This window comes from Pseudonocardia abyssalis (genome assembly GCF_019263705.2).
Classification (GTDB): Bacteria; Actinomycetota; Actinomycetes; order Mycobacteriales; family Pseudonocardiaceae; genus Pseudonocardia; species Pseudonocardia abyssalis.
The window spans coordinates 4,215,897-4,241,861 of the sequence record NZ_JADQDK010000001.1 but is presented as its reverse complement, the minus strand read 5'-3'; the positions used below and the strand labels follow the sequence as shown (position 1 = coordinate 4,241,861).

21 protein-coding genes, 1 tRNA gene and 1 pseudogene are annotated in these 25,965 nt (G+C 73.9%); 12 read left to right on the top strand and 11 right to left on the bottom strand.

The features are described from left to right. Window positions 1-25: 25 nt before the first annotated feature. The 3 genes and pseudogenes from I4I81_RS20540 to I4I81_RS20530 form a co-directional block, all read left to right on the top strand. On the top strand, window positions 26-958 hold the full coding sequence (locus I4I81_RS20540) for a 4-(cytidine 5'-diphospho)-2-C-methyl-D-erythritol kinase (protein WP_218604324.1): 933 nt from the start codon (window positions 26-28) through the stop codon (window positions 956-958). Further along, complete coding sequence (locus tag I4I81_RS20535) at window positions 958-2,760, top strand: ABC-F family ATP-binding cassette domain-containing protein (protein WP_218604323.1); 1,803 nt, start codon at window positions 958-960, stop codon at window positions 2,758-2,760. The genes I4I81_RS20540 and I4I81_RS20535 overlap by 1 nt, the downstream gene beginning before the upstream one ends. A 227-nt stretch (window positions 2,761-2,987) precedes the next feature. Further along, a pseudogene (locus I4I81_RS20530) lies at window positions 2,988-3,095 on the top strand (ATP-binding cassette domain-containing protein); the annotation flags it as partial. Window positions 3,096-3,216: 121 nt separating this feature from the next. On the opposite strand, the gene I4I81_RS20525 reads toward I4I81_RS20530, so the two are convergent. The 3 genes from I4I81_RS20525 to I4I81_RS20515 are packed head-to-tail and all read right to left on the bottom strand — an operon-like array spanning window position 3,217 to window position 6,336. Next, the gene (locus I4I81_RS20525) at window positions 3,217-3,981 is read right to left on the bottom strand and encodes an ABC transporter permease (protein WP_218604322.1); all 765 of its coding nucleotides are present in this window, start codon (window positions 3,979-3,981) and stop codon (window positions 3,217-3,219) included. Next, window positions 3,978-4,940: an ATP-binding cassette domain-containing protein gene (locus I4I81_RS20520; RefSeq protein WP_218604321.1), complete on the bottom strand. Its 963-nt coding sequence runs from the start codon at window positions 4,938-4,940 to the stop codon at window positions 3,978-3,980. Before I4I81_RS20520 ends, I4I81_RS20525 begins: the two co-directional genes overlap by 4 nt. Window positions 4,941-4,965: 25 nt before the next feature. Further along, window positions 4,966-6,336, bottom strand: a complete 1,371-nt coding sequence (locus I4I81_RS20515) for a dipeptidase (RefSeq protein ID WP_226363483.1) — start codon at window positions 6,334-6,336, stop codon at window positions 4,966-4,968. A gap of 241 nt (window positions 6,337-6,577) precedes the next feature. On the opposite strand from I4I81_RS20515, the gene I4I81_RS20510 reads away from it, so the two are divergent. Further along, a complete protein-coding gene (locus tag I4I81_RS20510; protein ID WP_218604017.1) occupies window positions 6,578-8,215 on the top strand; it encodes a fatty acyl-AMP ligase in 1,638 nt (545 codons plus the stop codon). A gap of 18 nt (window positions 8,216-8,233) precedes the next feature. On the opposite strand, the gene pth is transcribed toward I4I81_RS20510, so the two are convergent. The 4 genes from pth to glmU form a co-directional block, all read right to left on the bottom strand. Continuing rightward, window positions 8,234-8,833 (bottom strand): aminoacyl-tRNA hydrolase, encoded by a 600-nt coding sequence (gene pth / locus I4I81_RS20505; protein ID WP_218604016.1) that lies wholly within the window; start codon window positions 8,831-8,833, stop codon window positions 8,234-8,236. A 3-nt stretch (window positions 8,834-8,836) separates the two neighbouring features. Then, window positions 8,837-9,523 (bottom strand): 50S ribosomal protein L25/general stress protein Ctc, encoded by a 687-nt coding sequence (locus I4I81_RS20500; RefSeq protein WP_218604015.1) that lies wholly within the window; start codon window positions 9,521-9,523, stop codon window positions 8,837-8,839. A gap of 158 nt (window positions 9,524-9,681) precedes the next feature. Then, window positions 9,682-10,653, bottom strand: a complete 972-nt coding sequence (locus I4I81_RS20495; RefSeq protein ID WP_218604014.1) for a ribose-phosphate diphosphokinase — start codon at window positions 10,651-10,653, stop codon at window positions 9,682-9,684. Between the two features lie 5 nt (window positions 10,654-10,658). Beyond that, window positions 10,659-12,137 carry a bifunctional UDP-N-acetylglucosamine diphosphorylase/glucosamine-1-phosphate N-acetyltransferase GlmU gene (glmU, locus tag I4I81_RS20490; protein ID WP_218604013.1) on the bottom strand — a complete coding sequence of 493 codons (1,479 nt, stop codon included), beginning with the start codon at window positions 12,135-12,137 and terminating at the stop codon, window positions 10,659-10,661. A 242-nt stretch (window positions 12,138-12,379) separates the two neighbouring features. Between glmU and I4I81_RS20485 the strand changes: the two genes are divergently transcribed. Both I4I81_RS20485 and I4I81_RS20480 read left to right on the top strand, forming a co-directional pair. Continuing rightward, on the top strand, window positions 12,380-12,850 hold the full coding sequence (locus tag I4I81_RS20485) for a L,D-transpeptidase (protein WP_218604012.1): 471 nt from the start codon (window positions 12,380-12,382) through the stop codon (window positions 12,848-12,850). Window positions 12,851-13,043: 193 nt separating this feature from the next. Further along, window positions 13,044-13,484 (top strand): OsmC family protein, encoded by a 441-nt coding sequence (locus I4I81_RS20480; protein WP_218604011.1) that lies wholly within the window; start codon window positions 13,044-13,046, stop codon window positions 13,482-13,484. Between the two features lie 147 nt (window positions 13,485-13,631). On the opposite strand, the gene I4I81_RS20475 is transcribed toward I4I81_RS20480, so the two are convergent. Then, a tRNA-Gln gene (locus I4I81_RS20475) sits at window positions 13,632-13,702 on the bottom strand. A gap of 193 nt (window positions 13,703-13,895) precedes the next feature. On the opposite strand from I4I81_RS20475, the gene I4I81_RS20470 reads away from it, so the two are divergent. From I4I81_RS20470 to I4I81_RS20455, 4 genes are all read left to right on the top strand, one after another. Next, window positions 13,896-14,843 carry an acyl-CoA desaturase gene (locus tag I4I81_RS20470; protein ID WP_218604010.1) on the top strand — a complete coding sequence of 316 codons (948 nt, stop codon included), beginning with the start codon at window positions 13,896-13,898 and terminating at the stop codon, window positions 14,841-14,843. 52 nt (window positions 14,844-14,895) lie between these two features. Further along, on the top strand, window positions 14,896-15,567 hold the full coding sequence (locus tag I4I81_RS20465; protein WP_226363482.1) for a PIG-L deacetylase family protein: 672 nt from the start codon (window positions 14,896-14,898) through the stop codon (window positions 15,565-15,567). A gap of 20 nt (window positions 15,568-15,587) precedes the next feature. Next, window positions 15,588-16,610, top strand: a complete 1,023-nt coding sequence (locus tag I4I81_RS20460) for an NAD-dependent epimerase/dehydratase family protein (RefSeq protein WP_218604009.1) — start codon at window positions 15,588-15,590, stop codon at window positions 16,608-16,610. Between the two features lie 67 nt (window positions 16,611-16,677). Beyond that, entirely contained in the window at window positions 16,678-16,947 is a 270-nt protein-coding gene (locus I4I81_RS20455; RefSeq protein ID WP_218604008.1) for a DUF2277 domain-containing protein, read from the top strand. A 50-nt stretch (window positions 16,948-16,997) separates the two neighbouring features. Here the strand turns inward: I4I81_RS20455 and I4I81_RS20450 are convergent, their stop codons facing one another. From I4I81_RS20450 to I4I81_RS20440, 3 genes are all read right to left on the bottom strand, one after another. Next, window positions 16,998-17,144, bottom strand: coding sequence for a hypothetical protein (locus I4I81_RS20450; RefSeq protein WP_218604007.1), 147 nt, complete (start codon window positions 17,142-17,144; stop codon window positions 16,998-17,000). Further along, window positions 17,141-17,371, bottom strand: coding sequence for a DUF4394 domain-containing protein (locus I4I81_RS20445; RefSeq protein WP_218616267.1), 231 nt, complete (start codon window positions 17,369-17,371; stop codon window positions 17,141-17,143). Before I4I81_RS20445 ends, I4I81_RS20450 begins: the two co-directional genes overlap by 4 nt. Window positions 17,372-17,469: 98 nt before the next feature. Beyond that, window positions 17,470-18,690 carry a PQQ-dependent sugar dehydrogenase gene (locus tag I4I81_RS20440; protein WP_218605710.1) on the bottom strand — a complete coding sequence of 407 codons (1,221 nt, stop codon included), beginning with the start codon at window positions 18,688-18,690 and terminating at the stop codon, window positions 17,470-17,472. Between the two features lie 64 nt (window positions 18,691-18,754). Here I4I81_RS20440 and I4I81_RS31220 point away from each other — a divergent pair, with 64 nt between their 5' ends. Both I4I81_RS31220 and mfd read left to right on the top strand, forming a co-directional pair. Beyond that, window positions 18,755-22,042 (top strand): S41 family peptidase, encoded by a 3,288-nt coding sequence (locus I4I81_RS31220; RefSeq protein ID WP_218616266.1) that lies wholly within the window; start codon window positions 18,755-18,757, stop codon window positions 22,040-22,042. A gap of 240 nt (window positions 22,043-22,282) precedes the next feature. Then, on the top strand, window positions 22,283-25,831 hold the full coding sequence (gene mfd / locus I4I81_RS20425; RefSeq protein ID WP_226363481.1) for a transcription-repair coupling factor: 3,549 nt from the start codon (window positions 22,283-22,285) through the stop codon (window positions 25,829-25,831). Window positions 25,832-25,965 lie beyond the last annotated feature (134 nt).

Below are 25,965 nucleotides of genomic sequence, written 5' to 3'. Positions count from 1 at the left end.
GGATCGCGGCCCGTAGTGTTGACGGGTGCTGTCCGCCGTCCCGCCCCCGGTCACCGTGCGGGTCCCTGCCAAGATCAACCTGCATCTGGCGGTGGGACCCCTGCGCGGCGACGGCTTCCACGACCTCGTCACCGTCTTCCACGCGGTGAGCCTGTTCGACGAGGTGTCGGTCGCCCACGGTGACGAGCCGGGCATCGAGGTCTTCGGCGAGGGCGTCACCGAGGTCCCCGTCGACGAGACCAACCTGGCGTGGCGCGCGGTGCAGCTCCTCGCCGACCAGGCCGGGCGCGATCCCGACGTGCGGCTGGTGCTGCGCAAGGGCATCCCGGTCGCCGGGGGGATGGCGGGGGGCAGCGCCGACGCGGCCGCGACGCTGGTCGGGCTCTCCGCGCTGTGGAAGCTCGACCTCACCCGCGACGAGCTGGCCCCGCTGGCCGCCGAGCTGGGCAGCGACGTCACGTTCGCGCTCTACGGCGGCACCGCGCTGGGCACCGGGCGCGGCGAGCGGATCGTGCCGGTGCTCTCGCGGCACCCGCAGCACTGGGTGGTCGCGCTGCACCGCGGCGGGCTGTCGACGCCGAAGGTGTTCGGCGAGCTCGACCGCCTGCGAGCGGGGTCCGAGCCCACCGAGCGTCCGGTGGAGCCCGTGCTCGAGGCCATCGCCGGCGGCGACCCCCGGCAGCTCGCGCTGTCGCTGGGCAACGATCTGCAGGCCGCGGCCGTCAGCATGGTCCCCGAGCTCCGACGGACGCTGCGCGCGGGCGTCGACGCGGGAGCGCTCGCCGGGATCGTCTCCGGGTCCGGACCCACCTGCGCGTTCCTGTGCAGCGGGGCCGACGCGGCCATGGACGTGGCCACCGAGCTGGCCGGGCTCGGGGTGTGCCGCACGGTGCGCGTCGCGCACGGGCCGGTGCCGGGGGCCCGCATCATCGACAACCAGGAAGCGACACGCGGCTGATGCCACCGAAGGTCCAGAACCTCGTCAACCTCGAGGCCGTCACGGCGCACGTCCCGGGCGACGCCTCGCGCGTCCTGCTCGACGCCGTGTCGCTCGGCGTGGAGCGCGGCGAGCGGGTCGGCGTCGTCGGCCTCAACGGCGGCGGCAAGACCACGTTGCTCGACATCATCACCGGCGAACGCGCCCCCGACGGCGGCCGCGTCAGCCGGGTCGGCGGGCTCAACCTGGCCCACCTCGCGCAGGGCGACCGGCTCGCCCCCGGGGCGCGGGTCCGGGACGTCGTGCTCGCGCACTGGGAGGGTGCGGCCGACCACGAGTGGGCCGCCGACGCCAAGGTGCGCGACGTCCTCGACGGGCTCGGCATCGGCGACCTCGAGCGCACCACCGACGGTCTGTCCGGTGGTGAGAAGCGCCGCGTCGCACTCGCCGCGGCGCTCGTCGGCGACCCCGACCTCGTCGTGCTCGACGAGCCCACCAACCACCTCGACGTCGAGGGCATCACCTGGCTCGCGGGCCACCTGATCTCGCGGCGCTGCGGCGTGCTGGTCGTCACGCACGACCGGTGGTTCCTCGACGCGGTCTGCACGCGCACCTGGGAGGTGGCGGGCGGCCGGGTCGAGAGCTTCCTGGGCGGCTACGCCGACTGGATCTACGCCCGCGCCGAGCGCACCCGCCAGTCCGACTCCGCGGAGGCGAAGCGGCAGAACCTGGCGCGCAAGGAACTGGCGTGGCTGCGGCGCGGCCCGCCCGCGCGGACGTCGAAGCCGCGGTACCGGATCGAGGCCGCCGAGTCGCTGATCGCCGACGTGCCGCCGCCGCGCAACACCGTGGAGCTGCTCGGCTTCGCCACCAACCGGCTCGGCAAGACCGTGCTGGAGCTGGAGGACGCCACCGCGACCGTCGCCGGGCGCACGCTGCTCGACGACGTGACGTGGCGGCTCGGGCCGGGCGACCGCATCGGGATCGTCGGCGTCAACGGCTCGGGCAAGACCACGCTGCTGCGCACGCTCACCGGCGAGCGCCCCCTGGAGAAGGGCCGGTTGATCACCGGGACCACGGTGCAGCTCGCCGAGCTGAGCCAGGAACTCGTGGACCTGCCGAAGAACATGCGCGTGCTGGAGGCCACCGAGCAGGTGGCGAAGTACGTCAAGCTCGGGAAGCTGGAGCTCACGGCGAGCTCGGTGCTGGAGCGGCTCGGGTTCCCCGCCGCGCGGCAGTGGACGCCGGTCGGCGACCTGTCCGGTGGCGAGCGCCGCCGCCTGCAGCTCACGCGGCTGCTGATGGCGGAGCCCAACGTCCTGCTCCTCGACGAGCCGACGAACGACCTGGACGTCGACACGCTCGCACGCCTGGAGGACCTGCTCGACGGCTGGCCCGGCACGCTCGTGGTCGTCAGCCACGACCGGTACCTGCTCGAACGCGCCACCGACACCGTGGTCGCCCTGTTCGGCGACGGCAAGATCACGCACCTGCCCGGCGGCATCGAGGAGTACCTGCGCCGCCGCGCGGCCGACGGTGACCAGCTCAACGGCCTCACCGCGACCGGGGCGTCGGAGGTGCCGATCGCGCGGCCCGCGTCGAGCGCGGCCGACCAGCGCGCCGCCCGCAAGGAGCTGCAGCGCATCGAGCGACGGATGACGACGCTGACGAAGCAGCAGGAGAAGCTGCACGCCGCACTCGCCGAGGCCGCCACCGACCCCGACCGGTTGCAGACGCTCAATGCGGAGCTGAAGGACGTCGACGCGGAGATCGAGACCGTGGAGCAGTCCTGGATGGAAGCGGCGGAGCTCGCCGAAAGCTGATCGGAACCAGGACTTTCGGCCGAGGCGCGGGCCGCCCCCGCCCCGCTACCGTCGATCTCGTGCGATGGGGTCGGGGGACCCCGCTGGGGAGCACGCACACGCGCGAGACCCGGCCCGCCGCTCGACGGCGGCGGTCCGGGTCCGCGCCTCCCGGCCCCTGACATCCGCTGCCGGCGCGCGGTCAGGGCGGTGTCCGCTGGCGGGTGCCGCCGCGTCCGCACGTACCCGGTGGCATGCGGCGGCGCCTCGACCTCGCGATCAGCCTCATCGGCCGCCCCGACGTCCTGTTCCTCGACGAGCCGACGACCGTGCTCGACCCGCGCCACCGCTCCGAGCGTCGTTGAGGTCGGCGGGCGACGGCTGCACGTCCGCCTGCATGCACCGCGCCGACCTGGCCGCCGCGCCCGCCGTCGTCACCGACGTGATCCGCACGCGCCCGGTCTGCCCGGCCGGTGATCAGGCGCTCTCGCGCTGGAACGTGCGCACACCCCAGAACAGCGAGAGGCCGGCGAGCAGGATCGCCACGACGATGCCGACGAGTGCGGTGGTGGTGAACAGGTCGCCGACGAACACCGCGCGGGTGGCGTCGACGACGTAGACGAACGGGTTGGCCCGCGACAGCGCGAACAGCCACGCCGGGGCGATCGTCATCGGCAGCAGGATGCCCGAGAGCAGCAGCAGCGGCAGGAACACCGACTGCACGATCGGCACGAACGCGTCCTCGCTCTTGACCCGCAGCGCGAGCGCGTAGGAGGCGCAGGACGCGGCGAACCCGAGCACCGCCACCAGTGCGAGCCCGATGATCACGCCACCGATCGGGGCCCGGAGTCCGAACGGGATGGCCATGACCGTCAGCAGGACGCCCTGTGTGAGGAGCACCGCGGTCTCCTTGAGCGCGCGGCCCAGCAGCAGCGCCACGCGGCTGACCGGCGTCACCTGCATCCGCTCGACCACGCCCGCCTTGAACTCGGTGAGGATCGAGAAGCCGACGAACAGCCCGCCGAACAGCCCGAGCTGGATGAGCAGCGCGGGCACGAGCACCTGCCAGGCGTCGCCGGGCGGGAAGCCGGGGGTGCTCTGCACGATCGGGATGAGCAGCGGGCCGAACAGGGCGAGATAGAGGAACGGCTGCACGATGCCGATGACCACCCAGAACGGGTTGCGCAGCGACTGCTTCATCGAGCGCTGGAAGATCAGCCAGGTGTCGGTGGCGACGCTCATGCCGGGACCTCGGCGTTCTCGGGGGAGTCCTCACGGAGCGAGCGGCCGGTGAGGGTGAGGAAGACGTCGTCGAGGCTGGGGCGGCGGACCTCCACGGCGGTCATCGCGATGCCGGCCGCGTCGAGCTCACGCAGGACCGCGGGGAGCACCTTCGCGCCGTCCTCGACGCGGAACCGCACCACCGTGCCCTCGACGGCCACCTCGGACCCGATCCGCCCGGCCAGGTCGGTGGTGCGGGCGGGGTCGGTGGAGTCGACGACGACGAGGTCACCGGACACGCGGCGCTTGAGAGCGTCGGGGGTGCCCTCGGCGACGATCCGGCCCCTGTCGATGACGAGGATCCGGTCGCACAGGGCGTCGGCCTCGTCGAGGTAGTGCGTGGTGAGGAACAGCGTGGTGCCGCGCTCGGCGTGCAGGCCCCTGATGTGGCCCCACAGGTTGGCGCGGCTCTGGGGGTCGAGCCCGGTGGAGGGTTCGTCGAGGAACAGCAGCCCGGGGAGGTGCATGAGGCCCATCGCGATGTCGAGGCGCCTGCGCTGCCCGCCGGACAGGGTGTTGACGATGCGGTCGTCGAGGCCGGTGAGGTCGAGATCGCCGATCAGTTCGGAGGCGCGCTTCGCCGACTCGGCCGCGGTGAGGCCGTAGAAGCGGCCCTGCAGGATCAGTTCCTCGCCGACCGGGCAGTCCGGGCCCGCGCCGCCGTTCTGGCCGACGTACCCGATCTTGCGGCGGACGGCGACGGGCTCGGTGAGCAGGTCGTGCCCGGCGACGGTGGCGGTGCCCGCCGTCGGGTCGATCAACGTGGTGAGCATCCGGAGCGTCGTGGACTTCCCCGCGCCGTTGGGCCCGAGGAAGCCGACCAGCTCGCCGGGCTCGACGTCGATGTCGACGCCGGACACGGCTTCCACCGGTCCGCGCCGCGTCCGGAAGGTGCGGGCGAGCCCGCGTGCGTGGATCACCGGACCAGAGTGGACCCGCCTGCGGTCAGTCGGCGACCTGAATTCCGCCCAGATCGGCGAGCAGCAGCGTCTCGGCGAGTACGCCGCGCCCGAACATGCCCAGGTCGAGGCTCTCGTCGATGCCGTGCCAGCGGCTGGCCGGGTCACCGACGCCGGTGACCAGCACCGCCGCGCCGGGGAAGGTGCGGGCGAACTCCGCGATGAACGGGATCGACCCGCCGATCCCGCTCTCGACGGCGTCGGTGCCGAAGGCGTGGGCGAAGCTGCGACGCGCGGCGTCGTAGGCGGTGCCGGTGGCCTCGATGCTGAACGGCTCGGCCGTGCCGTGGTGCGGGCGGATGTCGACCCGCGCGCCCCACGGGACGTGCGCGCGCAGGTGCTCGGTGAGGGCGTCGCGGGCCTTGGCGGCGTCGTCGCCGGGGGCCAGGCGCAGGCTCACGGCGGCGCGGGCGCGGGGGAGCAGCACGTTGGACGACTCGTCGACCCGCGGTGCGTCGATCCCCAGCACCGCGGCGGCGGGCTTGTTCCACGAGCGCTCCGGGATGGTGCCGCAGCCGATCAGCTCGACGCCGTCGAGGAGGCCGACGTCGGAGCGGAACGTGGCCTCGTCGAACTCGGGCGCCTCGGACGTGCCGTGGACCAACCCCGGGACCGCGACCTCGCCGTTCTCGTCGTGCAGGCTCGCGAGCGTGCGGCACAGTGCGGTGAGGGCGTCGCCGACCGGCCCGCCGTACACCCCGGAGTGCACGGGCCGCTCCAGCATCGACACCTCGATGATCACGTCGACGAGACCGCGCAGGCTCGTCGTCAGCGCCGGGACGTCGACGGCGGGGTTGGAGGCGTCGGCGATGACGATGACGTCGCAGGCCAGGGCCTCGTGGTGCTCGCGCAGCAGCGCGGGGAGCGTCGGCGAGCCGGACTCCTCCTCGCCCTCGATGAACAGGGTGACCCCGACCGGGGGTCTCCCGTCGTACGCGCGCAGGACCGCGAGGTGGGTCATGACGCCGGCCTTGTCGTCGGCGGCACCGCGGCCGTAGAGGCGGCCCGCGCGCTCGGTCGGCTCGAACGGCGGGCTGGTCCACTCCGCGTCGCCGCCGGTGGGCTGCACGTCGTGGTGGGCGTAGAGCAGGACGGTCGGTGCGCCGTCGGGGGCGGGCCAGTGGGCGACGACCGCGGGGGCTCCACCCTCGGCCGCGATCACGGACACGTCGGCGGCCCCGGCCGCCCGGGCCAGCTCGGCGACGGCGTCGGCGCTGCGACGGGTGTCGTCGGCGTGGGCGGGATCGGCCCAGATGCTCGGGATCCGCACCAGCCGCTCCAGGTCGGCGCGGGCTCCCGGGAGCGCGGCCTCGACGGCGGCGGTGACGGGGGACGGCGGCAGCGCGGCATCGGACACGGCTCCCGAGGGTAGTGGGCCCGGCGCAGGGGAGCGCGTCGCCGGCCGCACCTCCCGCGCACCGTCCGGCGCTCCGCGCACCGTCGACGGTGCGCGGAGCCGTGCGGGGTGCGCGTGGACCCGACCCGCCAGCCCCACACCGCCAGCCCCACACCGCCAGCCCGACCCCGCAGGCCCGCGGCGCCGCGGGCCCGTAGCGCTACGGATCACCCGGGGTGACCGGAGCACGTAGGCTCCCGGTATGTCCCGGTTCCTGGCGATGCTGCTGGAGTCCGCCGTCGGCTCCTCCCGTGCGATGACCACCGGGGAACCGAAGACGCCCGTCCGCCGCACCTGGCCGGAGGTGCACGAGCGGGCCCGGCGGATCGCCGGGGCGCTGCGGGCCGACGTCGCGCCCGGCACCGCGGTGGGGGTGCTCGCCGGGGAGCCCGCCGCGATCGCGCCCGCCGCGCAGGCCGTGTGGCTGTGCGGGGGCAGCGTCACGATGCTGCACCAGCCCACCGCGCGCACCGATCTCGCCGTGTGGGCCGAGGACACCGTCACCGTCCTGGGTATGATCGGCGCGGAGCTGGTGCTGCTCGGTGCCCCCTTCGACGCCCTCGCGCCCGTCCTCACCGAGCGCGGCATCGCGTTCCGCACCATCGACGAGCTCGACGGTGAGCCCCTCACCCCCGACGCCGAGGTGGCGGGGGAGGGCGACACCGCGCTGCTGCAGCTCACCAGCGGCTCCACCGCGGAGCCCAAGGCCGTCCGCATCACCCACGGCAACCTGTTCGCCAACATCACCGGCATGGTCGCCGCGTCGCGGCTCGACACCGACCGCGACGTGATGGTGTCGTGGCTGCCGCTGTTCCACGACATGGGGATGGTCGGGTTCCTGACGATCCCGATGGCCACCGGGCTCGACCTGGTCACCGTCACGCCCGTCGACTTCCTGACGCGCCCGCTGTTGTGGGCCGAGCTGATCTCGAAGTACGGCGGCACGGTCACCGCCGCCCCGAACTTCGCCTACGCCGTGCTCGGCCGCCAGCTCGCCCGCGCGGACGGCCCGCTCGACCTGTCGTCGCTGCGCATCGCCCTCAACGGCGCGGAGCCGATCGACCCCGACGCGGTCGACGCGTTCGTCGCCGCCGGCGCGCGGTTCGGGCTGCGGCCCGAGTCGGTGCTGGCCGCGTACGGCATGGCCGAGACGGCGCTCGGCGTGTCCTTCGCGCCCGTCGAGACCGGGCTGTCGGTCGACGCGGTCGACGCCGACGCGCTGGAGGCGCAGCGGCTCGCCACCCCCGGCACCGGCCGCCGCTTCCCGCGGCTCGGTCCGCCGCTGCCCGGCATCGAGGTGCGGATCGTCGGCGACGACGGCGCGGTGCGCGGCGAGCGCGAGGTCGGGGTGATCCACCTGCGCGGGGAGTCGGTGACGCCGGGCTACCTCACCGTCGACGGCCCGCTCGCCACCCAGGACGCCGACGGCTGGCTCGACACCGGCGACGAGGGCTACCTGGCCGACGGTCAGGTCGTCGTCTGCGGCCGACGCAAGGACGTGATCATCATGGGCGGTCGCAACATCTACCCGACCGACATCGAGCGCGCCGCCGCCGAGGCCGGCGACGTGCGCGCGGGCAACGTCGTGGCCGTCCGGATGTTCGCGGGCGGTGACGGGGGGCGGCACCGCGAGTCGTTCATGGTGGCCGTCGAGTCGCGGCGGGCAGGTGACCCGGAGGCGGAGAAGGTGATCCGCAAGGACGTCACCACGCGGGTCGTCACCGCGGTGGGGGTGCGCCCGGCCGAGGTCGTGGTGCTCGGGCCGGGCAGCCTGCCCAAGACCCCGTCCGGCAAGCTCCGCCGCGCCGCCACGGGCGACCTGCTCCGCGCGCGGGTCTGACGCGCGAACCCGGGGCGGTCAGCCGGAGAGCGCGTGGAACCGGTTCTGCGCCGGTTCCAGGCCGTCCAGCAGCAGGGCCTCCGCGGCGTCGGCGGCCAGGTCGACCGCGAACTCCAGCTCCTTGGCCTCCGCCCCGGAGAACCGCCTGAGCACGTAGTCGGCCGGGTCCTGGCGACCGGGCGGGCGGCCGATGCCGAAGCGGACGCGCAGGTACTCGCGCGTGCCGATCGACGACGTGACCGACCGCAGCCCGTTGTGCCCGCCCTCGCCGCCGCCGCGCTTGAGGCGGACGACGCCGAAGCCGAGGTCGAGCTCGTCGTGCACGACGACGATGTCCTCGACGGGCACCGAGAAGTACTTCGCGAGGTTCGCGACCGGCCCGCCGCTCACGTTCATGTACGTGCGCGGCTTGGCCAGCACGACCCGCCGCCCGGCGAGGCGGCCCTCCAGCACGTCGGCGTTGCTGCGGTGCTTGGAGAACCGGCCACCGCCGGCCCGCGTCGCCAACAGGTCGACGACGCGGAAGCCGACGTTGTGCCGGGTCTCGGCGTACTCCGGGCCGGGATTGCCGAGACCGACCACCAGGGCGGGGCCCGGCGCTGCAGAGCCCCGCTCCATGGCTCAGCTCTCCTTGGAGGCCGCGTCCGAGTCGGACTTCTCGTCCGACGACCCGTCGGCGGCGGTGGCCTCGTCCTGCTCGGTCTCCGGCGCGTCCTCGACGACCCCGGCGCCGTCGGCGTCGATCTCGGCCTCCATGTCCTCCTCGGTCGGCGCGGCGTTGACGTTCACGACCAGCGCCTCCGGGTCGGTGCGGAGGTCGGTGTTGGCGGGCATCGTCAGCGAGCCGGCCAGGATCTGCGTGCCGATGGCCAGGCCCTCGACGGACACCTCGACGGTCTCCGGGATCGACGACACGTCGGCCTCGACCTCGAGGGTGTTGAGCTCCTGGGTGACCAGGCTGCCGGGGGCGGCGGAGCCGGTGATGACGACGCGCACGTCGACGACGACCTTCTCGCCACGGCGGATGACCAGCAGGTCGACGTGCTCGATGTAGGGACGGATCGGGTGCTGCACGACCGTCTTGGTCAGCGCGAGCTGCGGGGTGCCGCCCACGTTGATCGTGACGACGGCGTTGCGCCCCTGCTCACGGACGATCCGCTTGAACTCCAGCTCGGGGAGCGAGAGGTGCTGCGGGTCGGTGCCGTGCCCGTAGAGCACGGCGGGGATCTTGCCCGCGCGGCGGGTGCGGCGGGCAGCGCCCTTGCCGAACTCCGTGCGGGTCTCGGCGTCGATTCGGGCCTCGGCCACGGTGGTACTCCTCGGTCGGTCTGCGTGTGTGAGACGCGCGGCGAGGCTCACCGGACGGACCGGGCCTGCGTCGATCACGGCGGGCTAGAACAGCACCCGCCCTCGCCGCGGAACTGCGTAGAACGATACGCCGGGGCCGCCCGGCGCCGGCGCGCGGGTCAGGCGTTGCCGTCGAACAGGCTGGTGACCGAGCCGTCGTCGAACACCTGGTGGATCGCCTGGGCCAGCAGCGGTGCGATGGACAGCACGGTCATCGCCGGGAAGCGCTTCTCGTCCGGGATCGGCAGGGTGTCGGTGAAGACGACCTCGCGCGCGCCGCAGGTGGACAGGCGCTCGGTGGCCGGGCCGGAGAGCACGCCGTGGGTGGCCGCGACGATCACGTCGCGGGCGCCCTGGGCGAGCAGCGCCTCGACCGCCTTGGCCACCGTGCCGCCGGTGTCGATCATGTCGTCGATGACGACGCAGGTGCGGCCGTCGATGTCGCCGACGACCCGGTTCGCGACGGCCTCGTTCGGCTTGCGCGGGTCGCGCGTCTTGTGGATGAACGCCAGCGGGGTGCCGCCCAGGGTCTCGGCCCAGCGCTCGGCCAGGCGGACGCGACCGGAGTCGGGGGAGACGACGGCGAGCTCGCGGTCGGCGTAGGTGCGCTTGATGTACTCGGCGAGCACGGGCAGCGCGAAGAGGTGGTCGACCGGGCCGTCGAAGAAGCCCTGGATCTGGGCGGTGTGCAGGTCGACGGTCATGATCCGGTCGGCGCCCGCGACGAGGAACATGTCGGCGATCAGGCGCGCGGAGATGGGCTCGCGGCCGCGGTGCTTCTTGTCCTGGCGCGCGTAGCCCCAGAACGGCATGACGACGGTGATGCGCTTGGCCGAGGCGCGCTTGAGCGCATCGACCATGACCAGGTGCTCCATGATCTGGTCGTTGATCGGAGCGGAGTGGCTCTGCAGCACGAACGCGTCGGAGCCACGGACCGACTCCTCGAACCGGACGAAGATCTCGCCGTTGGCGAACGAGTAGGCCGACTGCGGCGTGATCGTGATGTCGAGGTGCTTGGAGACCTGCTCGGCCAGCTCCGGGTGGGCGCGCCCGGAGAAGAGCATCAGGTTCTTCTTCGGGGTAGTGGTCATGGCACTCACCGGGCGTCAGCCTCCAGGGCGTCGTAGGCCGCCTGGGCGGCGGGGGTGTCGGGCCGCTTCCGCACGACCCATCCCTCGATGGTGCGCTGTGACCCGGCCGACACGGCCAGCGCCCCCGGGGGCACGTCCTCGCGTACGACGGTGCCGGCGCCGGTGTAGGCCCCGTCGCCGACGTGCACGGGTGCGACGAACGTGTTGTCCGAGCCGGTCTTGACGTGCGAGCCGACCGTGGTGCGCTGCTTGCGCACGCCGTCGTAGTTGACGAACACCGAGCCCGCCCCGATGTTGCTGTTCTCGCCGATCGAGGCGTCGCCGACGTAGGTCAGGTGCGGCACCTTGGTGCCCGCCCCGATGTCGGAGTTCTTCACCTCGACGAACGTGCCGATCTTGCCGCGCTCGCCGAGCCGCGCCCCGGGCCGCAGGTAGGCGAACGGCCCGACCGACGCGCCCGCCCCGATCACCGACTCGCTGCCGTGCGTGCGGATGACGACCGCACCGGCCCCGATCTCGCAGGAGGTGAGCGTGGTGTCCGGGCCGATCTGCGCCCCGCCCGCCACCGAGGTGACGCCGTGCAGCTGGGTGCCCGGGTGCAGCGTGACGTCGGGGGCGAGCTGCACCTGCACGTCGACCCAGGTGGTGGCCGGGTCGACGACGGTGACGCCCTCGCGCATCCAGCGCTCCAGCAGCCGCCGGTTGAGCTCGGCGCGAACAGCGGCCAGCTGGACGCGGTCGTTGACGCCCGCGACCTGCCACGGGTCGGTGCAGACGACGGCGCCGGCGACCACCCCGTCGGCGCGGGCCAGCGCGACGAGGTCGGTGAGGTACAGCTCGCCCTGGCTGTTGGTGGCCTGCAGGCGCGGTACCCCGGAGCGGAGGAAGGCGGCGTCGAACACGTAGACGCCGGAGTTGATCTCCCGGACGGCGCGCTGCTCCGCGGTGGCGTCGCGCTCCTCGACGATCGCGGCGACGGACCCGTCGGGCTCGCGGAGCACGCGGCCGTAGCCGGAGGGGTCCTCGGGCTCGGTGGTCAGGACGGTGACCGCCGCACCGCCGCGCCGGTGCTCGGCGAGCAGGGCGTGCACGGTGCGCGTCTCGAGCATCGGGACGTCGCCGCTGCTGACGACGACCGGGCCGGTGAGGTCGTCGGGCAGGGCGGTGAGCCCGCAGGCGACGGCGTGCCCGGTGCCGACCAGGCGGTCCTGCACGGCGACGTGCACCGTGCGGCCGAGCTCGGAACCGATGCCGTCGACGGCGGCGGTGACCTGCTCGCGGTCGTGGCCGAGTACGACGACGAGGTGCGCGGGGTCCAGCGCGGCGACGGCGTGCACGGCGTGACCGAGCAGGGTGCGCCCGCCGACGGGGTGCAGCACCTTCGTCGTGGCCGAGCGCATCCGCGTGCCGCGGCCCGCGGCCAGGACGATCGCCGCGGCCGGGGGGACCGACGGAGCGGTCACCGGGGGAACGGGGTCGGGCATGGGAGCGGCTCCCTGGTCGACTGGCGATCCGGCCGTGGTCGCGGGGGCGGCCCCGGTCGGAGTACCCCGGGATCCTACGTCGTGCCCGGAGCGTCCCCCCGGACGTCCCGTGAAGCTCACGTCGGTGCTCTGCGTCAAGTACCTCTTGCGGTGAGTAACCACCGCCCGTCGTGGCTCGTTGGGCGGACGGACGCGCGGCACGACGAACCGGCCCGCGAGGTACACGGGTGTGAGGACGTCGGATGGGTGCGCACAGCAAGGGCGTTTCGTTCCGGGCGCGGACGGCGGTGGCGCTCGTCGTCTCCGGCCTGGCCGCGTTCGGTGTGGTCGGGACCGCGACGGCGGGTGACGGGATCATCGACGGGACGCCCTGCTCCGTCACGGCGCGGGCCTGCGTCGACATCGCGTCGAAGCAGGCCTGGCTGATCGACGACGGCGAGATCGTCCGCGGCCCGGTGCCGGTCAGCACCGGCGGCGAGGGGCGCGAGACCCCGCGCGGCAGCTTCACCGTCGACTGGAAGAACAAGGACCACAAGAGCGCCGAGTTCAACGGCGCGCCGATGCCGTTCGCGGTGTTCTTCGCCCCCGGCGGCATCGCCTTCCACGAGGGCAACCTGCACACCCCGTCGGCCGGTTGCGTCCGGATGGCCTACGAGGACGCCGAGGCGTGGTTCGAGTTCCTGCAGCCCGGAGATCCGGTCGAGGTCCACTGAGGTCTGCACCGCTCGACCGCTGAACGGGCGGCGCTCACCGGATCGGGGGTACGGGAGCTGCGGCGATCCGCCGGATTCACCCGTTCGCCGTTGAACCGGGACCGGTCGTCTCACACTGTGTGAGAAGCCGAATGGTCGGGACGTCTCAGGGGTTGAACCGGCAGAGACGTCGCGAACACCGGAGGTTCACCCCATGCCCACCCGCAGCGCACGGACCGCCTGGAACGGCACCCTCGAGCAGGGATCGGGACAGGTCGAGCTCAGCAGCAGCAAGGTCGGCACGTACGACGTCAGCTTCCCGAAGCGCGCGGCCGACGACGCGGGCGGCACCACCAGCCCGGAGGAGCTCATCGCCGCGGCGCATTCCTCCTGCTACGCGATGCAGCTCTCGGCGCTCATCGCGGAGGCCGGTGGCACGCCCCAGTCCCTCGACGTGACGGCCGACGTCACGCTCGGGCCGGACACGGCGAACGGCGGCTTCGCCATCAGCTCCATCGCGCTCACGGTGCGCGGTGAGGTCGAGGGTCTCGACGCGGCGGGCTTCGAGGCCGCGGCGCAGAAGGCCAAGGAGGGCTGCCCGGTCAGCAAGGCGCTGACCGGCACCACGATCACGCTGGACGCCGGCCTCGAGTGAGGCCGGTCATCACGAGGGGACGCAACATGAGGTGCACGGGCAACGGTCGGCCGGAGCCGACCCCGCCGCCGCGGCCGAGCGGTCGCTGAGGCGCAACCGACGGAAGGGCGGACGACCACGGTCGTCCGCCCTTCGTCGTGTCCGGGGCTCCGCCGCCAGGATTCGAACCTGGACCTACTGAACCAAAATCAGCAGTGCTGCCCTTACACCACGGCGGACAGGCCTCCATCCTGGCACGGGCACTCACCCGTACGCCGCGCCGACCGGCGGCGTCGATCTGCCGGTCGGGGGCGATTCGCCCGGAGTTCCCGTCACGGGGGCTGCGCGGCCCGCGGCCCGGCCCCTACCCTCGGGGCAGCGCGGGGTCGCCGCCCCGGCGCCCTGTGGCCGGACCCGACCCCGAGGAGCCTGATGTCGATCACTGCCGAGGCCGTTCCCGATCCGTTGCGGGAAGGCCCCAACCCCGTCCTCGGGGGGCAGCGCACCCGGTTCCAGCACGCGATGATCTACGTCTTCGTCGGCGGGCCCATGCTCGCGCTGATCGCGGCGGTCCCGCTCGCGTGGGGCTGGGGCGTCGGGTGGCACGACCTCGCGCTGCTCGCGGGCTTCTACGCCGTCGCGGTGCTCGGGATCACCGTCGGCTTCCACCGGCACTTCACGCACAAGGCGTTCAAGACGAAGCCGTGGCTGCGGGTCGCGCTCGCGATCTCCGGGTCGCTGGCCGTGCAGGGCAACGTCTTCAACTGGGTGGCCGACCACCGCCGGCACCACGCGTTCTCCGACAAGGAGGGCGACCCGCACTCGCCGTGGGCGTTCGGCACGTCACCCGCCGCCGTCGCCAAGGGGTTCCTGCACGCGCACATGGGCTGGTTCTTCGACCGCAACGAGACCAACCACGCGCGGTTCATCCCGGACCTGCTCGCCGACCGTGCGATCACCCGCGTCGCCCGCACCTTCGGCCTGTGGGTCGCGGCCAGCCTGCTGCTCCCGGCCGTCATCGGCGGGCTGGTGACGTGGTCGTGGCAGGGCGCGGTCACCGGCTTCTTCTGGGGCGGGCTGGTGCGCCTGGCGATCTCCAACCACGTCACCTGGTCGATCAACTCGATCTGCCACATGGTCGGCAAGCGCCCGTTCCGCTCGCGCGACCGGTCGCGCAACTTCTGGCCGCTCGCGGTGCTGTCGATGGGCGAGTCCTGGCACAACCTGCACCACGCCGACCCCACCTGCGCGCGCCACGGCGTGCTGCCCGGGCAGATCGACATCTCGGCCCGCGTCATCTGGATCTTCGAGCGGTTCGGGTGGGCGCACGACGTCCGCTGGCCCACCCCGGCGCGCCTGGCGAAGCTGGCCGACCGCTGACCTTCGTCACCACGGGTGAGCCCGGTCGTTCATCCGTGGAACACTGTCGAGCGTGCTGAGCCTGTTGCCCGAGCGGCTCGACCGGATGCTGCTCCTGGGCGCCCACTGCGACGACATCGCGATCGGTGCCGGAGGAGCGCTGCTGGAGCTGTGCCGGTCGCACCCCGGGATCACGGTGTCCGCACTCGTCCTCACCGGCGGGGGATCCATGCGCGAGGAGGAGGAGCGGGCCGCGCTGGCCGCGTTCTGCCCCGGTGCGCGGCTCGAGGTGGTGGTGCTCGACCTACCCGACGGCCGCGTCCCCACCCGCTGGGAGCGCGCCAAGCTGGGTCTGGAGGAGCTGCGCTCGCACGGTGAGCCGGACCTGATCTTCGCGCCGTCGCCGCACGACGCCCACCAGGACCACCGCACCCTCGCCGAGCTCGTGCCCACCGTGTTCCGCGACCACCTCGCGCTGGGCTACGAGATCCTCAAGTGGGACGGCGACCTGCGCCAGCCCACCGCCTACCTGCCGCTGGCCGAGCCGGTGCTGCGGGAGAAGGTCGCGAAGCTGCACGAGCACTACGGCAGCCAGCGCGACCGCAGCTGGTTCGACCCCGAGACGTTCGCCGGCCTCGCGCGGATCCGGGGCGTGCAGTGCCACGCCCGGTACGCCGAGGCCTTCCACGTGTCCAAGCTGGTGCTCGGAGTGGCACCGCTGACCGGGCCCGACCCGGTCGACTAGAAATCGAGGAGACCCCCGACGTGCGAGTTCTGCTGACCGGCCACCAGGGCTACCTGGGCACCGTGATGGCCCCGATCCTGGCGGCCGCCGGGCACGAGGTGACGGGCCTGGACTCCGGCCTGTTCGCCGACTGCATCCTCGGCGGCCTCGACCGCCCCGACGTCGACGGCATCTCCACCGACCTGCGCGACGTCACCGTCGCCGAGCTCGCGGGCTACGACGCGGTCGTCCACATGGCGGCGCTGTCGAACGACCCGCTCGGGTCGATGGCCCCGGAGATCACCTACGACATCAACCACCACGCGTCGACGCGGCTGGCCACCCTGGCCAAGGAGGCCGGCGTGCAGCGCTTCGCCTACGCCTCCACCTGCTCGGTGTACGGCGCGCAGTCCGGTGACGACCTCGTCGACGAGGACGCGCCGCTCAAGCCCGTCACGCCCTACGCGATCTCGAAGGTGCGCGTCGAGGACGACCTCGCGAAGCTCGCCGACTCCGACTTCGTGCCGTTCTCGCTGCGCAACGCCACCGCGTTCGGCTTCTCGCCGCGGCTGCGCGCCGACATCGTGCTGAACAACCTCGTCGGCCGCGCGATCCTGACCGGCGAGGTCACCGTGCTCTCCGACGGCACCCCGTGGCGCCCGCTCGCGCACGCGGAGGACATCGCCGGTGCCGTCGTCGCCGGGCTGGCCGCGCCGGCCGACGTCGTCCGCGCCCGCGCGTTCAACGTGGGTACGGAGAAGAACAACCGCACCGTCGCGGAGATCGCGCAGGCCGTCATCGACGCCGTGCCCGGCTCCACGCTCAACATCACCGGCGAGGCGGGCAACGACCCCCGCAGCTACCGCGTCGACTTCTCCCGCGCCCGCAAGGAGCTCGACTTCGAGGCGAAGTGGAGCATCCCGGACGGCGCCCGTCAGCTCGCGGCCGAGTACAAGGAGCGCGGCCTGACGCAGGACGCGTTCGACAACAGCTTCACGCGCCTCGCGGTCCTCAACCGCCGGCAGGCGGAGGGCACGTTGGACGGGAACATGCGCGTCCTGTAGTCCCGCGTCCGCACGAACGGCCCCTGCACGCTGGACGCGGGGGCCGTTCGTTCGCTAGGACGGACGCATGTGTCGCAACATCCGGGTCCTGCACAACTTCGAACCGCCGGCCACCCCGGACGAGGTGCACGGGGCCGCCCTGCAGTACGTGCGCAAGATCTCTGGCGCCGCCAAGCCGTCCGTCGCCAACACGGACGCGTTCGCGCGGGCCGTCGCCGCCGTCGAGGCGGCCACGCGCGAGCTGCTGGACTCCCTCGTCACCGCCGCCCCGCCGAAGGACCGTGAGGTGGAGGCGGCGAGGGCGCGGGAGAAGGCCGCGATCCGCTACGGGCGCTGAACGCACGAACTCCCCCACCGGAGGGGTAGGGGGTTCGGTGTGTGCGGGGACTACCGGTCGAGCTGCACCGCGAGGTCGGTGACGTCGTAGCCGAACGTGCCCAGCTCGAAGGCGCTGCCGGTGCGCAGGTCGACGCTCCACAGGACGCGCCCGCCGTCGACCTCCACCGTGGCGAACGCGGTGTCGCCGTCGCTCACGCCTCGGCCAGCGTCGAGTGGATGTCGAATCCGGCGTCGGAGCCGATGTCTACGGGCAGCGTGCCGGTCGGGGCCAGCGTGCCGGCGTTGGCGGGGGACCGGATCGCCACATCCTTGCCGGCGGGGGCGAACGCGGCGGGGGCGAACGCGGCGGGGGCGAACACGGCCGCGCCGACGGTGGTGACCGCGGCGGCGGCGATCAGAGCGCGACGAACGGTCGTCGACATCGGGTGCCCTCTCTCGGAAGTCCGGTCGAGGAGCCTCCGGTGGGCCCCGTTCGGCCTGACGAGTCACCCGGGGTGAGGATGTGGATCGGACATCTACTTCACACCGGATCAATCCGGAGGATCCGGTCATCGCTGCCGTTGGACGTGCTGACCAGCAGCGCGCCGTCCGGGGCCAGTCGCACGGCGCGCAGCCGACCGTAGGTGCCGTCCAGGGCGCCGGGCACCGCGACGGAGGCGATCGCGTCGCCGCCCGGCGTCATGAACAGCAGCTTCTGCCCGCGCAGAGCGCCGACGACGAGCGTGCCGTCGAGGTCGCCCCACTGGCTGCCGGACAGGAACGCGGCACCCGAGAGGGCCTCGACCGGGCTGCCGGAGCTCCACGCGGCCGGGACTGCGTCGGGGAAGCGGGTGAGGTCGGTCATCGGCACCGACTCGTCGTAGCCGCCGACGGTGCCGCCCTGGCCCGGGTCCCAGCCGTAGTTGCCGCCCGCCCGCAGCAGGTTGACCTCGTCGTCGGTGCTCGGGCCGTGCTCCGCGGTCCAGACCGCGCCCGCCGCGTCGACGGCGACGCCCTGCACGTTGCGGTGGCCGTAGGTGTAGATCAGCTGCTGCGCGGGGTCGGCGGCGGCGGCGAAGGGGTTGCCCTCGGCCGGGCCGCCGGTGGCGAGGTCGATGCGCAGCACCTTCCCGCCGAGCGAGGACAGGTCCTGCGGGATCGTGCCGCGCGCGGTGTCACCGGTGCCGACCAGCAGCGCGCCGTCGGCGGCGAGGGTGGGGCGGCAGCCGGAGTGCCGGCCGGACGGGTTGATCGGCAGGCCGCCGACCAGCGGGTCGGCGACGCGGGTGGCCGCGGTCCCGTCGGCGGCGAGCTCCCAGGTGACGAGCCGGACGTCGGTGGGCGTGCCGCCCTCGACGTGGGTCTGGCAGGTGGTGAACCGGCGGGTCTCGGCGAAGTCGGTGTGCACGACCATGCCCATCAGGCCGCCCTCGCCCTGGGTGAGCAGGTCGGAGAAGTCGGCCGCGACGGGGGCGACGGTGGCGCCCGCGGTCACGCCGGACAGCAGGCTCAGCCGCCCGTCGCGCTCGGTCACCAGTACCCGGCCGTCGGGCAGCACGCCGACGTCCCACGGGTTGTCCAGCCCGCCGGCCACCTCGCTGACCCGTAGCTCCGGGGTGCCGGTGCGGCTCGGCCCGCCCTCGGCGCCGCCCGCCGGAGCGCTGCCCGCGCCACCCCCCGCGACGGACTCGGGGGAGGCCCCCGCACAGCCGGTCAGGACCAGTGCGGCAGCCACGGCCACCGCTGCACTCGCACGCCGCATGGGGGCATCCTGCCTCCGACCGGGTGAGGCGACCGTAGGGGCCCCGACTGGCTACGGTCGTTCCATGCCGCAGCCCAGCTACCTCCGGTTCCCCCATCTGCGGGGCGACACGCTCGTACTCGCGGCCGAGGACGACGTCTGGACGGTCCCGCTCGCGGGGGGCCGCGCGCACCGGGTCACCGCCGACGGAGCGCCCGTCGCAAACCCGCGGATCTCCCCGGACGGCACCCGGGTGGCGTGGACGTCGTGGCGCGAGGGCGGGCCCGACGTCTTCGTCACCGCGCTCGACGGCGGTGTCGCACGCCGGCTGACCTGGTGGGGCGATCCGCGGGCGCGCAACCTCGGGTGGACCTCCGACGACGAGGTGCTCGGCGTGACGTCGACGGGCTACCACTCGACCCGCCGCACGTTCGCGTTCGCGATCCCCGCGGCCGGGGGCGCGCCGCGGCCGCTGCCCGTCGGTCCGGTCGGCGACCTCGTGTCGGACCCGAGCGGCACGCTGCTGCTCAGCGTGCTGTCCCGCGAGCCCGCGTGGTGGAAGCGCTACCGCGGCGGCACCGTCGGCAAGCTGTGGTGGGACTCGGGCTCGGCGGGGTCGTTCGCGCGGGTCGCCGCGGGCGTCGGCGGGCAGATCGAATCGCCGATGCTGGTGGGCGGGCGCATCGCGTTCGTCGCCGACCACGAAGGCTGGGGCAACCTCTACTCGATCGCGCACAACGGCACCGACCTGCGCCGCCACACCGACCACGGGGGTGCGGGCGCACCCGCGTTCTACGTGCGCCACGCCACCAGCGACGGCGAGCGCGTCGTCTACGAGTCGGCGGGGGAGCTGTGGATCCTCGACTCGCTCGGCGCCGACCCCCGCCGCATCGACGTGCGGCTCGGCGGACCGCGCACCGCCCGCGAGCCGTACCGCGTCGCCGGGCGCGTCGACGCCGCGGTGCCCGACCGGACCGGGCGCACCAGCATCGTCCTGCTCCGCGGCACCGTGCACCGGCTCACCCACCGCGACGGCCCGGCGCGCACGCTGCTCTCCGACCCGGGGGCCCGGGCCCGGCTCGCGCGGCCGCTGGGTACCGACCGCGCGGTGTGGGTCGACGACGTGCTCGGTGAGGACGCGGTGTGCGTCGCCGCGCTGGATCCACTGACCGGCGACGCCCCGCGCCGCAGCGGCGCGGGCGAGCTGGGCCGCGTGCTGGAGCTCGCGCCCGCACCGGACGGCACGACCGTCGCACTGACCACCCACGACGGGCGGCTGCTGCTCCTCGACGCCGCGTCCGGGGAGCTCCGCGAGCTCGCCCGCAGCGCCGACGGGGTGGAGATGTCGGGGCTGGACTGGTCGCCGGACAGCGCGTGGCTCGCGTTCGCCGAGCCCGTCGAGGAGGCGGTGGCCACGCGGATCGTGCTCGCCCGCGTCGCCGACGGCGAGCTGGTGCCGGTCACGCCGCCCCGATTCCCGGACCGGCGGCCCGCGTTCACCCACGACGGCCGCTACCTCGCTTTCCTGTCGCGGCGCAGCTTCGACCCGATCTACGACGAGCACTCGTTCGACCTGACGTTCCCGGCGTCGTGGCGCCCGTTCCTGGTGCCGCTGGCCGCGCGCACGCCGTCGCCGTTCGGGGCGAGCCCGGACGGTCGCCCGGTCAGCCCCGGCGACGAGGGCCCGGCCGACCCGCCCGCGCCCGGCCCGGACGACCCGTCGTCGCCGGACGCCGCGTCCGTGCCCGCCGTGGAGGAGACCTCGGTGCCCGAGGTCGTCGTCGACGTCGACGGGCTGGCCGAGCGGGTCGTCCCGGTGCCGGTGGTGGAGGCCCGCTACTCCGGTCTGACCGCGGGTAAGGACTGCCTGCTGTGGCTGCGCAGCCCGGTCAACGGCGTGCTCGGCGACGGGCGGGCGGGCACGTCGGAGAAGCCGCGGCGGACCGTGCTGGAGCGCTTCGACCTCGTGCGCCGCAAGCTCGACGTGATCGCCGACGCCGTCGACGGGTACGCGGTCAGCGGCGACGGCACCCGGCTGCTCGTCCGCGACGGCACGGCGCTGCGGGTCCTGCGCACCGACCGCTCCGGCTCCGGCGCACCCGACGGCGGCGACGGTGCCGACGAGTACGAGGTCGACCTCTCGCGCCTCGCCGTCACCGTCGACCCGACGGCGTCCTGGCGCCAGATGTTCGACGAGGCCGCGCGCCTCATGCGCGACCACTTCTGGACCGCCGACATGGGCGACGTCGACTGGGCCGCGGAGCAGGAGCGCTACCGGCCGCTCGTCGACGCCGTCGGCAGCTACGACGACCTCGTCGACCTGTTGTGGGAGCTGCAGGGCGAGCTGGGTTCCTCGCACGCCTACGTGCGAGCCCGGCCGCGGCCGCACGGGGTCGCCCCGGCGTTCCTCGGTGCCGACCTCGCGCCGTCGTCGGAGGGATGGCGGGTCGAGCGCGTCCTGCCGCCGGAGACGTCGGCGCCCGGCGCACGCAGCCCCCTCGCCTCGCCCGGCGTCGACGTCCGGGCCGGTGACGTGCTGCTGGAGGTGGCCGGGCGGCCCGTCGACCCCGCCGCGGGGCCCGCGCCGCTGCTCGCCGGCACGGCCGACACGCTCACCGAGATCACCGTGCGCTCGGGCGCCGACGTGCGCCGCGTCGTCGTCCGGCCGCTGCCCGACGAGGACCAGCTGCGCTACCAGGACTGGGTGTCGGGCCGGCGCGCGTACGTCACGGAGCGCTCGGGTGGGCGGCTGGGGTACCTGCACGTGCCGGACATGATGGCGCCGGGCTGGGCGCAGCTGCACCGTGACCTGGGTCGCGAGATCACCCGCGACGGGCTGGTGCTCGACGTGCGGATCAACGGCGGCGGGCACACCTCGCAGCTCGTGGTGGAGAAGCTGGCGCGGCGGGTCACGGCGTGGACGATCGCGCGGCACCGCCCGCCCCGCACGTACCCGATGGACGCCCCGCGCGGTCCGGTCGTGGCCGTCGCCGACGAGCTCGCGGGCTCCGACGGCGACATCGTGACGGTCGCGCTCAAGCGCCGCGGGATCGCGACCGTGGTGGGCGTGCGGACGTGGGGCGGCGTGATCGGGATCGACAGCCGCTACCGGCTCGTCGACGGGACGGGGGTGACACAGCCGCGCTACTCGCACTGGTTCGACGACCTGGGCTGGGACGTGGAGAACTTCGGCGTCGAGCCGGACGTCGAGGTGGTCGTCACGCCGCAGGACTGGGCGGCCGGACGCGACCCCCAGCTCGACCGGGCCGTCGACCTGGCGCTGGAGGCCCTCGACCGCACCCCGCCGGTGCAGCCCCCGGACATCGCCACCCGGCCCAGCCGCCGCCGTCCCGACCTCCCGCCCCGCACCTGACCCCACCCCGCCCGCCCGAACCCCGCGAGTCGCTGGTTCCGCGCCCGCGAGTCGCCGTGGAGTGAGGGCATGCGGCGCTGCATCCGGGGGCCGGTGCCGTACGGCCCGCGCCCGGCCCGGGGTGCGGCCGTGGGGGAGGGCCCGGGCGTAGGGTGGGGCTCGAGACCCCGACCGGGCGTTCGTCCTGGGCAGGGGTCTGTTCCGCGTGCGTCCATCCGCGTCAAAGGGGTCCCCGACACCGTGGCCAAGCTCGCCGGTCTCCTCCGCACCGTCCTCGCCGACTCCGACATCCGCGCCGTCCTCGACGCCGCCCGCGACACGAGATCGGTCGACGTCCCGGCCCTGCGCGTCGAGGGCCCGGCTGCGTTGCGCCCGTTCCTCGCGGCAGGGTTCGGCGAGGCGGGGCGCACCGTACTGGCCGTCACCGCCACCGACCGCGAGGCCGAGGACCTGGGGGCAGCACTGGTCGACCTGATCGACGCCGAGTCCGTCGCGGTGCTGCCGAGCTGGGAGACGCTGCCGCACGAGCGCCTCTCGCCGCGCCCCGACACCGTCGGCCGGCGCCTGTCGATCTTCCGCCGCCTCGCCGACCCGGGCACCGCGCCGCGGGTCCTGGTCACCGCGGCCCGCAGCCTGATCCAGCCGATCGCCCCGGGCCTGGGCCGCCTGGAGCCGGTGGCGCTGCGGGTCGGCGACACCGCCGACTTCGAGGCCCTGCTGGAGCGCCTGGTGGAGCTGGCCTACACGCGCGTCGAGATGGTCACCGCACGCGGCGAGTTCGCGGTGCGCGGCGGGATCGTCGACGTCTTCCCCCCGACGGCCGACCAGCCGCTGCGCGTGGAGTTCTGGGGCGACGAGGTGAGCGAGCTGCGCACGTTCTCCGTCGCCGACCAGCGCTCGGTCGCCCCGGTCGACGCCCTGCACGCCCCGGGCTGCCGCGAGCTGCTGCTCACCGCACCGGTGCGCGAGCGGGCCGCGGCCCTGGCCCGCACCCACGAGAACAACCCGCCGCTGCGCGAGCTGCTCGACAACCTCGCCAACGGCATCCCGAGCGAGGGCATGGAGTCGCTCGTCCCGGTGCTGACGGCCGGGGAGCTGGAGCTGCTCACCGATCTGCTGCCCCCGAAGGCGCTGGTGATGGTCGCCGACCCGGAGCGGGTGCGCACGCGCAGCGCCGACCTGGTCCGCACCGGCCAGGAGTTCCTGGAGGCGTCCTGGTTCGCGGCGTCCACCGGCGGCGACGCCCCGATCGACGTCGGCGCGTCCGCCTACCGCGACCTGAACGACGTGCTGCACCGCGCGACCGCCACCGGCCACCCGGTCGTCACCTTCAGCCCGCTGCTGTCGGGCCGCGACGACGCCCTCGCCCCGCCCGTCCACGAGGTCGAGTCCTACCGCGGCGACACCGACCGCGCCCTCGTCGACCTCCGCGCGCACGTCGCGAGCGGGGGCACCGCGGTGCTCGTCGTCGGCGGAGCGGGCACCGCGCAGCGGAGCCTGGAACAGCTCAGGGAGGCCGACGTCCCGGCCACGCTGGTCGACGAGCTGACCGAGGACCCGGAGAAGGGGCTCGTCACCGTCACCTGCGGGCGGCTGAACCAGGGCTTCACCGCCGGCCCGCTCGTCCTGTTGTCCGAGGCCGACCTCACCGGCAACCGCGCCGCGGCCACGGCTCCGACGAAGATGCCGAGCAAGCGCCGCAACACCGTCGACCTGGTCACCCTCAAGCCGGGCGACCACGTCGTGCACGGCCAGCACGGCATCGGCAAGTTCGTGGAGATGAAGGAGCGCACGGTCGGCGGGGCCACGCGCGAGTACCTGGTGCTGGAGTACGCGTCGTCGAAGCGGGGGCAACCGGCCGACCGGCTGTTCGTCCCCACGGACGCGCTCGACGAGATCAGCCGTTACGTCGGCGGCGAGATCCCCACGCTCAACAAGCTCGGCGGCGGTGACTGGGCGAAGACGAAGGGCCGCGCGCGCAAGGCCGTCCGCCAGATCGCGGCGCAGCTCGTGCAGCTCTACGCGGCGCGCCAGTCCGCGCCCGGCCACGCGTTCGCGAAGGACACGCCGTGGCAGCGCGAGATGGAGGACGCCTTCCCCTACACCGAGACGCCCGACCAGCTCGCGGCGATCGACGAGGTGAAGGCCGACATGGAGCGCGCGGTCCCGATGGACCGCGTGATCTCCGGCGACGTCGGGTTCGGCAAGACCGAGATCGCGGTGCGCGCGGCGTTCAAGGCGGTGCAGGACGGCAAGCAGGTCGCCGTCCTCGTCCCCACGACACTGCTCGCCACCCAGCACCTCGACACGTTCACCGAGCGGATGCGCGCGTTCCCGGTGACGGTGCGCGGGCTGTCCCGCTTCACCGACAACGCCGAGGCGAAGGAGACGATCGCCGGGCTGACCGACGGCACCGTCGACGTCGTGGTCGGCACGCACCGGTTGCTGCAGAGCAGCGTGCGGTGGAAGGACCTCGGGCTCGTCATCGTCGACGAGGAGCAGCGCTTCGGCGTCGAGCACAAGGAGCACATCACCGCGCTGCGCACCCACGTCGACGTCCTGACGCTGAGCGCCACGCCGATCCCGCGCACGCTGGAGATGAGCCTGGCCGGCATCCGCGAGATGTCGACGATCACGACCCCGCCCGAGGACCGCCACCCCACGCTCACCTACGTCGGCGCCTACGACACCAAGCAGGTCGCCGCCGCGATCCGCCGCGAGCTGCTGCGCGACGGCCAGGTGTTCTACGTGCACAACCGCGTGTCCACGATCGACAAGGCGGCCAAGACGATCCGCGACCTCGTCCCGGAGGCCCGGATCGCGGTGGCGCACGGGCAGATGAACGAGGACCTGCTCGAGCGCACCGTCAACGGCTTCTGGCACAACGAGTTCGACGTGCTGGTCTGCACCACGATCGTCGAGAACGGCCTCGACATCTCCAACGCCAACACCCTGATCGTCGAGCGCTCCGACACCCTCGGTCTCTCGCAGCTCCACCAGCTCCGCGGGCGCGTCGGCCGGGGACGCGAGCGCGGCTACGCCTACTTCCTGTTCCCGCCCGAGCACCCGCTGACCGAGACCGCGCACGACCGGCTCGCCACGATCGCGCAGCACTCCGAGCTGGGTGCCGGCGCGGCCGTCGCGATGAAGGACCTGGAGATCCGCGGCGCGGGCAACATCCTGGGCGCGGAGCAGAGCGGACACATCGCGGGCGTCGGGTTCGACCTCTACATCCGGCTCGTCGGCGAGGCCGTCGCGGCGTTCCGGCAGCAGGCGGGCGCGGGGGAGGGCGAGGAGGAGGAGCCGCTCACCGACGTGCGCGTCGACCTGCCGATCGACGCCCACGTGCCGCACGACTACGTCACCGGCGAGCGGCTGCGCCTCGAGGTCTACCGCAAGATCGCCGAGGCGGGCGACGCCGAGGCGCTGGAGCGGATCGTCGAGGAGCTGACCGACCGCTACGGCGAGCCGCCGCAGCCGGTGCGCAACCTGCTCGCCGTCGCGGAGTTCCGGCAGAAGTGCCGCCGGCTCGGGATCGGCGAGGTCGCGGTGGCGGGCAACGGGATCCGGGTCGGGCCGGTCGACCTGCTCGACTCCGGGCAGCTGCGGCTGAACCGGCTCTACCCGAAGTCGCAGTACAAGGCGGCCGCGCGGGCCGTCCTCGTCCCGAAGCCGGTGGCCGGGGGGCGGATCGGGGGAGCGGCACTGCGCGACGTCGAGCTGCTGGAGTGGTGCACCCGTCTCGTCCACGACCTGGTCCTGCCGGCGAAGGCTCCCGCCGCGGGGTGACGCCTGGGGCGGGGCGAGAACACGGGTGGGAGACCGGGCCCGGATTCCCCCCTGCCCTTCCGCGAGGCGCTGCCTTCCCGCCCTCGAGTCGCGCTCCCACCCGAGGGCGGGGATCGAGCGACTCGCGGGCGGAG